Annotated in this window: 15 protein-coding genes; 9 read left to right on the top strand and 6 right to left on the bottom strand. The window is 58.7% G+C overall.

What is annotated here, in order from left to right; genetic code table 11:
- Both APH41_RS26380 and APH41_RS26385 read right to left on the bottom strand, forming a co-directional pair.
- The coding region (locus APH41_RS26380; RefSeq protein WP_054922388.1) for a sugar ABC transporter ATP-binding protein at positions 1-1420 on the bottom strand (1420 nt) is incomplete at its 3' end.
- 57 nt (positions 1421-1477) lie between these two features.
- A complete protein-coding gene (locus APH41_RS26385) occupies positions 1478-2437 on the bottom strand; it encodes a sugar ABC transporter substrate-binding protein (RefSeq protein ID WP_003192504.1) in 960 nt (319 codons plus the stop codon).
- 564 nt (positions 2438-3001) lie between these two features.
- Between APH41_RS26385 and APH41_RS26390 the strand changes: the two genes are divergently transcribed.
- The 3 genes from APH41_RS26390 to APH41_RS26400 all read left to right on the top strand — a co-directional run bounded on the left by APH41_RS26390 (position 3002) and on the right by APH41_RS26400 (position 5292).
- The gene (locus APH41_RS26390; RefSeq protein ID WP_054922390.1) at positions 3002-4090 is read left to right on the top strand and encodes an asparaginase; all 1089 of its coding nucleotides are present in this window, start codon (positions 3002-3004) and stop codon (positions 4088-4090) included.
- 258 nt (positions 4091-4348) lie between these two features.
- Complete coding sequence (locus APH41_RS26395; RefSeq protein ID WP_082423443.1) at positions 4349-4600, top strand: DUF1654 domain-containing protein; 252 nt, start codon at positions 4349-4351, stop codon at positions 4598-4600.
- A gap of 2 nt (positions 4601-4602) precedes the next feature.
- A complete protein-coding gene (locus APH41_RS26400; protein WP_052199994.1) occupies positions 4603-5292 on the top strand; it encodes an endonuclease in 690 nt (229 codons plus the stop codon).
- A gap of 31 nt (positions 5293-5323) precedes the next feature.
- Here APH41_RS26400 and APH41_RS26405 read toward each other — a convergent pair whose 3' ends face one another.
- A complete protein-coding gene (locus tag APH41_RS26405; protein WP_034128243.1) occupies positions 5324-5689 on the bottom strand; it encodes an SPOR domain-containing protein in 366 nt (121 codons plus the stop codon).
- Between the two features lie 264 nt (positions 5690-5953).
- On the opposite strand from APH41_RS26405, the gene csrA reads away from it, so the two are divergent.
- From csrA to APH41_RS26420, 3 genes are all read left to right on the top strand, one after another.
- Positions 5954-6148 (top strand): carbon storage regulator CsrA, encoded by a 195-nt coding sequence (gene csrA, locus APH41_RS26410; RefSeq protein WP_003192511.1) that lies wholly within the window; start codon positions 5954-5956, stop codon positions 6146-6148.
- A 209-nt stretch (positions 6149-6357) separates the two neighbouring features.
- A complete protein-coding gene (locus APH41_RS26415; protein WP_054898325.1) occupies positions 6358-6618 on the top strand; it encodes a hypothetical protein in 261 nt (86 codons plus the stop codon).
- A gap of 93 nt (positions 6619-6711) precedes the next feature.
- Entirely contained in the window at positions 6712-7008 is a 297-nt protein-coding gene (locus APH41_RS26420; protein WP_054898326.1) for a hypothetical protein, read from the top strand.
- A 20-nt stretch (positions 7009-7028) separates the two neighbouring features.
- On the opposite strand, the gene APH41_RS26425 is transcribed toward APH41_RS26420, so the two are convergent.
- Positions 7029-7649, bottom strand: a complete 621-nt coding sequence (locus APH41_RS26425; RefSeq protein WP_371262646.1) for an HAD-IA family hydrolase — start codon at positions 7647-7649, stop codon at positions 7029-7031.
- A gap of 240 nt (positions 7650-7889) precedes the next feature.
- On the opposite strand from APH41_RS26425, the gene APH41_RS26430 reads away from it, so the two are divergent.
- Genes APH41_RS26430 through APH41_RS26440 form a run of 3 tightly spaced genes read left to right on the top strand, consistent with a single transcriptional unit; the run spans position 7890 to position 10261 of the window.
- Positions 7890-8150: a DUF2790 domain-containing protein gene (locus tag APH41_RS26430; protein WP_054922395.1), complete on the top strand. Its 261-nt coding sequence runs from the start codon at positions 7890-7892 to the stop codon at positions 8148-8150.
- A 42-nt stretch (positions 8151-8192) separates the two neighbouring features.
- Positions 8193-8864 carry a heavy metal response regulator transcription factor gene (locus APH41_RS26435; protein ID WP_054922397.1) on the top strand — a complete coding sequence of 224 codons (672 nt, stop codon included), beginning with the start codon at positions 8193-8195 and terminating at the stop codon, positions 8862-8864.
- Positions 8861-10261 carry a heavy metal sensor histidine kinase gene (locus tag APH41_RS26440; RefSeq protein ID WP_054922399.1) on the top strand — a complete coding sequence of 467 codons (1401 nt, stop codon included), beginning with the start codon at positions 8861-8863 and terminating at the stop codon, positions 10259-10261. Before APH41_RS26435 ends, APH41_RS26440 begins: the two co-directional genes overlap by 4 nt.
- A 12-nt stretch (positions 10262-10273) precedes the next feature.
- On the opposite strand, the gene APH41_RS26445 is transcribed toward APH41_RS26440, so the two are convergent.
- Both APH41_RS26445 and pcp read right to left on the bottom strand, forming a co-directional pair.
- Positions 10274-10810 (bottom strand): anti-virulence regulator CigR family protein, encoded by a 537-nt coding sequence (locus APH41_RS26445; protein ID WP_054922402.1) that lies wholly within the window; start codon positions 10808-10810, stop codon positions 10274-10276.
- Positions 10811-10889: 79 nt separating this feature from the next.
- On the bottom strand, positions 10890-11519 hold the full coding sequence (pcp, locus tag APH41_RS26450; protein ID WP_054898331.1) for a pyroglutamyl-peptidase I: 630 nt from the start codon (positions 11517-11519) through the stop codon (positions 10890-10892).

Genomic DNA, 11519 nt, shown 5'->3' on the forward strand with positions numbered 1-11519 from the left:
GCACACCGATGCGGTCACAGATCAGCATCAGCTCACGCAGGTCACTGGACACCACCACCAGCGCTTTGCCCTGGCGGGTCAATTCACCGAGCAAGGCATAGATATCGAACTTGGCACCGACGTCGATACCGCGGGTGGGCTCATCGAACAGCATTACTGCGCAGTCGCGCTCCAGCCAGCGGCCAATCACCACCTTCTGCTGGTTACCACCCGACAGCTCGGACACCAGTTGCGTCGGGCTGGAACTGCGGATTCGCATGGCGTCGATCTGGCGCTTGGCCAGAGCGGTTTCGTTACGGCTGTTGACGACGCCCCCGCCGGAAATTTCCGGCATGTTGCCCAAGGCGATGTTGGCGCTGATGGACTGGGTCAGCAGCAGGCCTTCGCCCTTGCGGTCTTCGGTGATCAGGGCAATACCATGACCGACCGCGTCGACCGGCGAGCGAATGCTCACCACCTTGGCCGGCGAACCCAAGGCCACGGTGCCGCTATCGGCCGGGTCGGCGCCGAAAATCAGGCGCAGCAATTCGGTGCGACCGGCGCCGATCAGGCCGGAAATGCCAAAGATTTCACCGGCGCGCACTTCAAAGGACACATCGCGGACCTTGTCCGAACGGGTCAGGCCCGTCACGGTCAAGGCCGGACCTCCGATGGTGCGCGGGCCCAAATCGATGTGTTCACCCAGTTCGCGACCGACCATCAAGGTCACTAACTGCTCACTGTTGTAATTGGCCATCGGCTCGACGCAGACCAGCTTGCCGTCGCGCAATACCGCAATGCGCTGGGCGACACGGGCCAACTCTTCGAGCCGGTGCGAAATATAAATGATCGCCACGCCTCGAGCCTGCAGGCGCGTGATTTGTTCAAACAGCATCTCGACTTCACGAGCAGTAAGCATCGCCGTGGGCTCGTCGAGGATCAATACATGGCAGTCGCCGATCAGGTTACGAGCGATCTCGACCATTTGCTGGTGACCAATGCCCAGGCTGCCTACCAGTGTGTCCGGGTCGATCGCGTCCAGGCCGACTTGGGCCATGGCTTCGATCGCGGCTTTGCGCAATTGTTTGCGGCTGATCCAGCCACAGCGGCTCGGCAGGTTATCCAGGAACAGGTTTTCAGCCACGGTCAGCGTCGGCAGCAGGTTGAGTTCCTGCATGACCATGCGCACGCCCAAGGCTTCGGCCTGGGTGCGGCTGGCGGGGCGATAATCCTGACCGTTGAATTGCATGTGCCCGGTGGTGGGCGTGACCAGGCCGCCGATGATCTTCGACAAGGTACTTTTGCCTGCGCCGTTCTCACCGGTCAGCGCCAACACTTCCCCGCGATTGAGCGTCAGGGTGATGTCGGACAGAACCGGTTGGGCATAGGTCTTACCGATACCGCTGACCGAGAGGACAGCGTTCGGGGCGGAAGATGACATAGGAAAATCTCCAGGCGCCCGCTCAGGACGAGCGGGCGCTGTTGGGTACTGCCAGGATTACTGCTTGATGACGAGTTCGACCGGGGTTTCGATCACGCCATCTTTGGCATCGACTTTCTCACCCTTGACCAGCTTCAGCGCGTTCTGGATACCGAACACGGCTTGCTGGGCGGCGGCCTGGTCAGCGGTGGCCAACACGCGGCCGTCCTTGAGCATTGGCTTGATCGCGTCAATGTTGTCGTAACCTACCACCAACACCTTGCCGGCCTTGCCTGCCGCACGCACGGCGGAAACAGCGCCCAGGGCCATGTTGTCGTTACCGGCCAACAGCGCCTTGATATCCGGCGTTTCGCTCAGCATCGCTGCCGCGATTTTGTTGCCTTGGTCGATTTCCCAGTTACCGGATTGGGTGGAAACAATCTTCATGCCTGCCGCGTCCATCGCATCCTTGAAGCCTGCGGTGCGCTGCTGGGCATTGGTGGTAGTGGGTACGCCCTCGATGATGCCGACCTTGTCACCGGCGGCCAGTTGCTTGGCCAGGTAGTCGCCCACCAGCTTGGAGCCTTTGCGGTTATCCGGGCCTACAAACGGAATATCGAGGTTTTTGCTTTTGAGTACTTCCGGGTCCAGGCGATTGTCGATGTTGACCACCTTGATACCGGCATCGGAAGCCTTTTTCAGCACACTGGCGAGTGCCTTGGAGTCGGCGGGAGCAATGACAAGCGCATCAACCTTGGCGTTGATCATTTCGTTGACAATGGCGATCTGCGCGCTGGTATCGGTTTCGTTCTTGATGCCGTTGGAGATCAACTTGAATTCTGTTGGGTGCGCTTTCTGGTAATCCTTCGCACCGTCGGTCATGGTGACGAAAAACTCATTGGCAAGGGACTTCATGACCAAACCCACGGTAGGCGTTTTGGCAGCGTCATCGGCAAATGCAGAAGAGAGAGGCAAAGCGGCGGATGCGGCAGCAAGCACAGCAACAGCAAGAAGACGTCCAGCAAATGGCAGCTTCATGGGTTCACTCCGATCTTATGATTATTGTGAGCAACGCCTGCACCGAAGAGCCCTTCGGCAGCCCTCCCACCTGGGCGGCTGATACGAGCTGTCACGATGCGCCAAGGGCGCAGTGAAACATCTCGCAAACGTTTGCGTTGAGCAAACTATGAGAACCTTGTCGAGATTTGTCAACGGTAGCAGCAAGCCTTTCATTGGCGCCCTCCAAGCTCTCCCTTGAGCCACCGACCGCTGATACGTTTAAGCCAGCTCGCCGTTTCTGCCGTTCGCTGAAACGACAGACTGCACTGCGAATGATCGACCACAGCGCTCGGACATATCGTGATCGCTTTCGGACAACCGAACACCACAACCCTTCGCGTTCGGAAAGCCGGACAGCGCCAAGCCCCATGAAACTAAAATCTTAGGTTAAGTTGTTTTAAATCAATAAGTTAATTTATAAAAACCAACATGCTCAGTCTGGTACAAATCCTGCTCTTTCTCAGCACCTCGCGGCGTTCAGAACCGCCCGGGTGTTCTAGATGAACCTGCTACAGCACTCATCAAAAACCAGAGAGAAAAATAATGAAATCTGCATTGAAGAACGTCATTCCGGGCGCCCTGGCCCTTCTGCTGCTGTTCCCCGTTGCCGCCCAGGCAAAGGAAGTCGAAAGCAAGACCAAACTGTCCAACGTAGTCATCCTCGCCACCGGCGGTACCATCGCTGGCGCCGGCGCCAGTGCGGCCAACAGTGCCACCTACCAGGCGGCCAAAGTCGGCATCGAACAACTGATCGCCGGCGTTCCTGAGCTTAGCCAGATCGCCAATGTTCGCGGCGAACAAGTGATGCAAATTGCGTCGGAAAGCATCAATAACGAAAACCTTCTGCAACTGGGTCGCCGTGTCGCCGAATTGGCCGACAACAAGGACGTGGACGGCATCGTGATCACCCACGGCACCGACACCCTTGAAGAAACCGCCTACTTCCTGAACCTGGTGGAAAAAACCGACAAGCCTATCGTGGTGGTCGGCTCCATGCGCCCAGGCACCGCCATGTCGGCGGACGGCATGCTCAACCTTTACAACGCGGTTGCGGTAGCGGGCAGCAAGGATGCACGGGGCAAAGGCGTGCTGGTGACCATGAACGACGAGATCCAATCTGGCCGCGACGTCAGCAAGATGATCAACATCAAGACCGAAGCGTTCAAGAGCCCATGGGGCCCGCTGGGCATGGTCGTCGAGGGTAAATCCTACTGGTTCCGCCTGCCGGCCAAGCGTCACACCATGGATTCTGAGTTCGACATCAAGACCATCAAAAGCCTGCCTGACGTTGAAATTGCCTACGGCTATGGCAACGTGAGCGACACTGCCTACAAGGCATTGGCCCAAGCGGGCGCCAAAGCGATCATTCACGCCGGTACCGGCAATGGGTCAGTATCGTCCAAGGTCGTTCCAGCGCTGGTGGAATTGCGTAAACAAGGCGTGCAGATCATTCGCTCTTCCCACGTCAACGCCGGTGGCATGGTTCTGCGTAACGCCGAACAGCCAGACGACAAATACGACTGGGTCGCCGCCCTTGACCTGAACCCGCAGAAAGCCCGCATCCTGGCCATGGTCGCCCTGACCAAGACCCAGGACAGCAAGGAACTGCAACGGATCTTCTGGGAATACTAATCCCTGCTGATTCATCTGTAGAAAGATGCTTTTGTGGCGAGGGAGCTTGCTCCCGCTGGGCTGCGAAGCGCCCAAAATACTTGCGGGCGCTACGCACCCGAGCGGGAGCAAGCTCCCTCGCCACATTCAGCCCCTCTCCCCCCGAACTTCAACAAACTCCCTGATTCGCTGTCAGACGAACTTCTTGAAATTTAAGCAGTTGCGAAATTGCCTACAGTTAAATACTGTATGTGCGTACAGCCAATTAAGGAATGCTCTGTGGCAAAGCCCTCTTCCGCAGCACCTGCAGCGCCTGACGCCTATCAGCGCCTGGCTATCCGCGTGCAAAAAATCATCAATTCGACCAACGCGCAGAAAACCAAGGCGGCGTTGATCTTCCGTTTACCCGAGGAACCGGAGAACGATTGGCAACGTTTACTGGAAGAGATTGCAGAAAATGACAACGTCACCCTCGCCTATCGGGACGACGGTGGCGTGCAGATTTTTTGGGTTGTGCCGAAGGAAGATTGATTGTGAGTGCCCGTTTTATTGCTGTGTGCTGTCTGTTTTTAACCTTCACCGCCAACGCCCAAGCCCCTCGCACCTTCAGCGAAGCCAAGAAGATCGCCTGGAAGCTCTACGCGCCGCAATCCACCGAATTTTATTGCGGCTGCAAATACACCGGTAACCGGGTGAACCTGAAAGCCTGCGGTTACATCCCCCGCAAAAACGCCAACCGCGCTGCACGCATTGAGTGGGAACACATCGTGCCGGCTTGGCAAATCGGACATCAGCGCCAATGCTGGCAAAATGGCGGGCGAAAAAACTGCACGCGCCATGATGAGGTGTTCAAGCGCGCCGAGGCAGACCTGCACAACCTGGTGCCGAGCATCGGCGAAGTGAATGGTGACCGTAACAACTTCAGTTTTGGCTGGCTGCCGGTGCAAAGCGGGCAGTACGGCTCATGCCTGACCCAGGTGGACTTCAAGGCGAAGAAAGTCATGCCGCGCCCGTCCATTCGCGGGATGATCGCACGCACGTATTTTTATATGAGCAAGCAGTATGGCCTGCGCCTGTCGAAGCAGGACCGGCAATTGTATGAAGCCTGGAACAAGACCTATCCGGTGCAAACCTGGGAGCGCCAGCGCAACCAGACAGTGGCGTGCGTGATGGGACGTGGTAATGAATTCGTCGGCCCGGTCAACCTCAAGGCCTGCGGCTGACTGTGGGCGGGGTGCCCGCCCACTTCACCTGCTACTGCGCAGCCTGGTGTTCGATAATCTCCGACACGGTGTCGTTTTTCTTGGCCCGCGCCATTTTTTCGTTTAGCAGCGCCTGCTTGGCTTCGGCCTCGGCTTTGGTCGCGAACGGCCCCAATAGCACCTCATCCTTGCCGTCGACTTTCACAATGTAGAAATTGAACCCGTGCTCCAGCAACCAGGCGGTCAGGTCGGTGATCGCCTGCAGCTTATGGTCCGGCGGGCCGACCCGTATATCCCATTCCTGAGCGGCAATCGCACCGGTTTGCGGCAGGCTTTCGGTCACGGCAGGCTTGGCCTTGGGGGCGTCGACCGACTTACCTTCACCGCATCCGGCCAACGCCAACACCACAATTGCCATCGCTACTTTACGCACTGCCCTGCTCCTTTGAGGATCAAAGAGGCAACTTTACCATTCACTGTCTATTCTGGCCGTCATAAACGTTGGCTTAAACAATGCGAATCATGTATCGCGACCTGTATGATACCGCCATGGGAATTAATGTCGCCTCTATGCGTCCTAGAAAGAGGCAGTCACAGGGAAGCGCTTCGCAGTAAGCTACACACATCCGACACCTACCCTGTCTGAAACATGTGTCCTTAAAAGTAATTCAAGGAGAAGTCCATGCTTATACTCACCCGCAAAGTCGGTGAAAGCATAAACATCGGTGATGACATTACGATCACCATCCTGGGCGTTAGCGGCCAGCAAGTACGAATCGGCATCAACGCACCTAAGGATGTTGCCGTGCATCGCGAGGAGATTTACCAGCGTATCCAGGCCGGCCTGACTGCACCTGACAAAAACCAGACGCCTTGAAACGCCTCCAGTAGCCAGCCTTTTCGTTCACTGTAACGGCTGGCGAAAACCCAATTGGCCTGTTCGCGCTTCCCGGGTGACCAGCGCACGTTGAGCCCTTCCTTCGCTGCAAGATGAAACTGTCAGGGCATCCGGAACTTGTCGCGCTATTGGCAGCCCAACTTCTGACACTTTATCCTGCCGTCCGAGTGCATTTCGGGAACACGTCGATGAGGCCAGCCGCGTCGCAACCGCTTGTTTCAAGATCCTGGATGATCGCCCTGCTGATAGGGCTGGTCTTCGTGGCACTCGGGTGCTGCTTGAGAATGGAAGTGGAAGGGGCCGATCCCGACGCCCATTCCTGGTTGGATCTTGCGCTTCTGCTCTGTGGCTACCTGCTTGCGTTCTGCCTCAAGCCCATCCAGAAGGTGATCTTGCGCAAGCTGCGTCAGCGCGCCGCTCATCGCACCCATGGAAAAACCGCACGTTGAGGGCGTTTACCTGTTATCGGATCGCCGGTATTTACAGCGCCGCCGCACCACCTATCATTGGGCTTGCGCAGTCAGTCAAAGGTGCAGATACAGATGGATACCCTCAGTAAAGCCCAGATCGAGTCAGCACTGGCAGCGCGCCTGCCCAGCTATACCGTTGAGTGCACGCTGCATGCCGACGGTACTCTCTCAGCCGTTCTCAGCGGCCCGGGAACCGATCACTTCGCGATTACCGGCATCGTGCGCGCGCATTATCACGGTACAGAAGCCATCAACCGGCTCGCCACCGAGATACTCAGGGAAATGGTGGTGTCGCGCCAGGGGATGAAAAACAGCCGACTGCAGGCACTGTCCGATCCCATCGACTGCATGGAAGGCCGAGACCGGTGACGGGCTCGGCCTTCCACGTATCATGGCGCCAACGAACTTAAGGACAGCAAGCCATCAGCCCCACGCTCGGCTTTCAATGCACCGTATTGCTCGATGCAAGCATGGGCGGTCACCATCGGCGCCACGTGTGTCGAGGTCACCACCATGATATCCGCCCCCGCCGCTTCCCCAGCCTGAATACCCACTGTGGCGTCCTCGAACACCAGGCAGTCCTGCACCGGCACGCCCAGGCGCCGAGCACCCAGCACATAACAGGCCGGATCGGGCTTGCCCGTATTCACATCTTCGGCTGTCACCAGTACCGCCGGCACGGGGATGCCCGCTGCTTGCAGCCGGCGCACGGCCAATGCCTTTGGCGCTGAGGTGACCAACGCCCATTGATCGACGGGTAGGCTCGCCAAAAACGCCACCGCGCCGGGAATCGCCACGATGCCTTCGACATCGTCCAGCTCAGCCTCGGTGATCCATTGGGCTTCTATCTGTGGATCGACGCCCGCCAATGCCTGGCGGGTGATCGTATCAATCGCACGGGCACCATGAATGGTGTGCAGAAACGCTTCCACATCCAAGCCATGCCGTGCAGCCCAGATGCCCCAGACGCGCTCCGCAGCGGCAATGGAGTTGAGCAGGGTCCCGTCCATATCGAACAGAAAGGCGCGGTAACGCCGGGTAAATACATTTGGAGTTGGGCTGGACACTGCGCGGCTTCCTCATGGGCTGGGCCCTGCAATCTACGGATCACCTCGACGCTTGTAAACGCCGAGTCCTGGCCCGTCACCTCCAAGTAAAAAATGACGAACTTGTCATGATCCTGTTGGTTGGCTGTTGGGGTCGCCTGGTTACCGTGAGCTCACTACCCACCCGGAACGTGAGACACCACCATGAAACTCTTCGCCTTAGGCTTCGCCGCTTTGCTTGCCACTGGCTCGGTATTCGCTGCCGACACCGCCCCCGCCACCCACGTGATCCACGATAAAACCGGCTTCTTCGTGCACCTGGATGTCGCCAAGGTGCTGTCGAGCACCGACACCTACGGCCAATGCGGGGTTGTGCCGGCGCAACTGCGCTACCTGGACCACCAAGACCGCGAACATGTGCTGGATTACCAAGTCCAGGGCACCGGTTGCGCCAATGACAATTGATCGGGCTACACTGGCGCAACTTATTGGAGCAGAGCACCTTCCATGAACATCCTCGTAGTCGAAGACGAACCCAAGGCCGGTAATTATCTGCTCAATGGCCTGCAGGAGCTGGGGCATTGCGTAAGCCTGGCCCGCGATGGCGTGGACGGCTTGCACCAGGCCCTTGAAACGCCGTTCGACGTGGTCGTACTGGACGTGATGATGCCGAAAATGGATGGCTGGGAAGTGCTGCGCCGCCTGCGCAAAGAAGCCGATACGCCGGTGCTGTTCCTCACCGCCCGCGATGACATCGCCGACCGCATCAAAGGCCTTGAGCTGGGTGCCGATGACTACCTGATCAAGCCCTTTTCGTTCGCCGAACTGGTGGCGCGCCTGCGTACCCTCAACCGTCGTGGTCCGAGCCGGGATGAAGAGCAACTGCAAATCGCCGACCTGCACATTGACGTACTCAAACGTCGGGTCACCCGCGCCGGCACGCGCATTACCCTGACCAACAAAGAGTTCGCCCTGCTGCATCTGTTCGCGACGCACCAGGACCAGGTGCTGTCCCGCTCGCTGATTGCTTCGCGGGTATGGGACATGAACTTCGACAGCGACACTAATGTGGTGGATGTCGCCGTGCGCCGCCTGCGCCTGAAAATCGACGACCCGTTCCAGCTCAAGCTGATCCACAGCGTGCGGGGCATTGGCTACCGCTTCGATACCCAGCCATGAACCGTCAACACCCTTACTCCCTGACCCTGCGCCTGGCGTTGATCTTCGCCCTGCTCGCCTTCGCCTTGCTGGCCACCCTGGGCGTGGCGCTGTACCGGGAACTGGAGCGCGAACTGATCCGCCGCGATGACGCCGCGCTGATATCCCGGGTGGACCAGTTACGCAACCTGCTCAACGACAGCAATACCCTGGACCTGATCAAGACCAAGCCAGAGCTGTTCCAGAACATGTTGGGCAACCGCGAATCCGTGCTGAGCATTGCCGCCCCCGACAAACAGCCACTGCTGCTGGTAAACCCGGGGAATATTGAGTTGCCGTCGATCCAGCCGCTGCCCAAGGATCACAAACTCATGTTGAGCGACGTGCAACATTTGCCAGGCCTGAACGGTATTCCCTTCTCGCTGGTGGCCGTGGCTATCGACTCCGGCGACCTGGGCAGCCTGCAAATCACCAGCGGCCGCCTGATGACCGAGCGCACCGCGGTGCTCGCCAGTTATCGACTCAGCGTATACATCCTGGCGAGTATCGCCGCGATCATCCTGGCGCTGGTGGGTTACCTGCTGGTTCATCGCGGCTTGCTGCCATTGCGCCGCCTGGCCCGGCATGCCCAAGGGATCGGCGTCAGCAACCTGGCCGAACGGCTCGACAGCCACGGCACACCGAAAGAATTGCTGCCCATGATCGACTCGTTCAACACCATGCTTGAACGCCTGGCCAAAGGCTTTGTACAACTGGGCCAAGTGTCCACCGACATGGCCCATGAACTGCGCACCCCGATCAACAACCTGCTCGGCGAAACCCAGGTTGCCCTGCAGCAGCAGCGCAGCATCGAGAGCTACCAGCAACTGCTGGCCTCCAATGTCGAAGAGCTGGAACGCCTGGCGCGAATGCTCGACAACATGCTGTTCCTGGCCCGCACCGACCCCGCCAGCGCACTGCGCCAACGCCAGGCGCTGGACGCAGCGGATGAAGTGGAACGCATCGCGGATTACTTCGAGGGGCTGGCCGGTGATGCGGACATGCACATCACCGCCTTGGGCGAAGGGGTGATCTGGGCTGAGCCGATGTTGCTGCGCCGTGCCTTGGCCAACCTGTGCGCCAACGCCATCAAATATGGCGCGCCGGGCTCGGAACTGAGTATCCAGGCAGTGCCGGATGGCGCGGGCATCAACCTGAGGGTCAGTAACCACGGCCAGACGATCCCGGCCGAGCACCTGCCGCGGCTGTTCGAACGGTTCTACCGGGTGGATGAATCCCGCGAGCGGTCAGCCCAGTCCAACGGCCTGGGACTCTCGATCGTGGCGACCATCATGCAGCTGCATAACGGGCGGTACCGTGTAAGCAGTGAAGATGGCGTGACCTGTTTTGAGTTGTTTTTCCCCGGCCGTGAAGCCTGAGGGCGCTGCGACTCAATCAAACGCGCCGTTCAGAACTTCGTAGATGATACCGGTCGCAATGGCCACCAATATCAAGTCGGTTCCCGCTTGCTGCCACTCGTAACCGTCGTAGCGAGGCAACTGCCCCAGCAAGCGGCCGTCCAGCTTCTTGGCAATACCGGGCGGCAGGGGCTTGCCGCGTGCCAGGTTTTTCTGAATGCCAGGCGGCAAGGCCGGGCCAGGGCGCCAATAATCGCGGTGACCGCCCAGCACGTTCAGTACAAGACCGCGATCAACGCTGAAGTCATTCCTGGAGGGCCCGCCATTGTCCTTGCCCTTACCGTGCCCACCCTGGGCATTACCTTTGTTATTACCGTGACCTTTGCCGTTGTCCTGCCCACCATAGGCATCACCCTTGCTATTGCCTTGGCCTTTGCCCTGCCCACCGTAGACATCACCTTTATTGTTACCCTGGCCTTTGCCATTGCCTGGATCTGCAAGGGCAAGGCCACTGGTCACGGACAGTGCAAGGGACAACGCAACCGACACGAACTTCGTACGCTTTAACATGGCGACTTCCCAACGCAAATATGTGCTTGAACTGTAGTTGAAATCGCAACACAGCGTACACAGACAACAGCGTCTGCCGTCAGCTCACCTGACCACCACTCAAGGCGATATCTACCTGGGTTTGCCAGGCTGCCAATGCCGCCACACGCAACCCCTCGACTATTGTCGATAGCGACATCGAATGCTCGCCCGCGTCAGGCAAACCAGGTACGTGAATAAACCCACTGCGCACCCCAGTCCCCACCAAGGCATGCTGCAAACGATAAAACACCTGATTACACACAAACGTCCCCGCCGTCTGCGATACCGAGGCCGCAATGCCCGCCTCACGCACCGCCTTGACCATGCCCTTGATCGGCAACGTCGAGAAGTACGCCGCCGGGCCGCCATCCACTACCGCAATATCAATCGGCTGCGCCCCCAGATTGTCGGGAATACGCGCATCGTTAACGTTGATCGCAACGCGCTCGACGGAAATATCACTGCGCCCAGGCCCCAGGCCCGTGGCGATGACCATTGCCGGCCGCAGTTCGTTGATCAACTGGAGCAAGGTTTCGGCAGCGGTGGCAAATGCGCAGGGCAAGCAACGCGAAACCATTTGCACCCCCTCGCACAGCTGCACACCGTCCAACTGGCGCACGGCCTCCCAAGAGGGGTTTACCGCCGCCTTATCAAAGGGCTCGAAGCCCGTCAGCAATACGTTTTGCAC

It is taken from the genome of Pseudomonas sp. NBRC 111138 (genome assembly GCF_001320835.1).
Classification (GTDB): domain Bacteria; phylum Pseudomonadota; class Gammaproteobacteria; order Pseudomonadales; family Pseudomonadaceae; genus Aquipseudomonas; species Aquipseudomonas paracarnis.

Bases quoted from the DNA above. Each gene is read 5' to 3' on its own strand.
- APH41_RS26445 (WP_054922402.1), bottom strand. From the start codon at position 10,810: ATGTTAAAGCGTACGAAGTTCGTGTCGGTTGCGTTGTCCCTTGCACTG.
- APH41_RS26385 (WP_003192504.1), bottom strand. From the start codon at position 2,437: ATGAAGCTGCCATTTGCTGGACGTCTTCTTGCTGTTGCTGTGCTTGCT.
- APH41_RS26405 (WP_034128243.1), bottom strand. From the start codon at position 5,689: ATGGCAATTGTGGTGTTGGCGTTGGCCGGATGCGGTGAAGGTAAGTCG.
- APH41_RS26440 (WP_054922399.1), top strand. From the start codon at position 8,861: ATGAACCGTCAACACCCTTACTCCCTGACCCTGCGCCTGGCGTTGATC.
- APH41_RS26430 (WP_054922395.1), top strand. From the start codon at position 7,890: ATGAAACTCTTCGCCTTAGGCTTCGCCGCTTTGCTTGCCACTGGCTCG.
- APH41_RS26435 (WP_054922397.1), top strand. From the start codon at position 8,193: ATGAACATCCTCGTAGTCGAAGACGAACCCAAGGCCGGTAATTATCTG.
- APH41_RS26415 (WP_054898325.1), top strand. From the start codon at position 6,358: ATGAGGCCAGCCGCGTCGCAACCGCTTGTTTCAAGATCCTGGATGATC.
- APH41_RS26420 (WP_054898326.1), top strand. From the start codon at position 6,712: ATGGATACCCTCAGTAAAGCCCAGATCGAGTCAGCACTGGCAGCGCGC.
- APH41_RS26425 (WP_371262646.1), bottom strand. From the start codon at position 7,649: ATGGACGGGACCCTGCTCAACTCCATTGCCGCTGCGGAGCGCGTCTGG.
- csrA (WP_003192511.1), top strand. From the start codon at position 5,954: ATGCTTATACTCACCCGCAAAGTCGGTGAAAGCATAAACATCGGTGAT.
- APH41_RS26390 (WP_054922390.1), top strand. From the start codon at position 3,002: ATGAAATCTGCATTGAAGAACGTCATTCCGGGCGCCCTGGCCCTTCTG.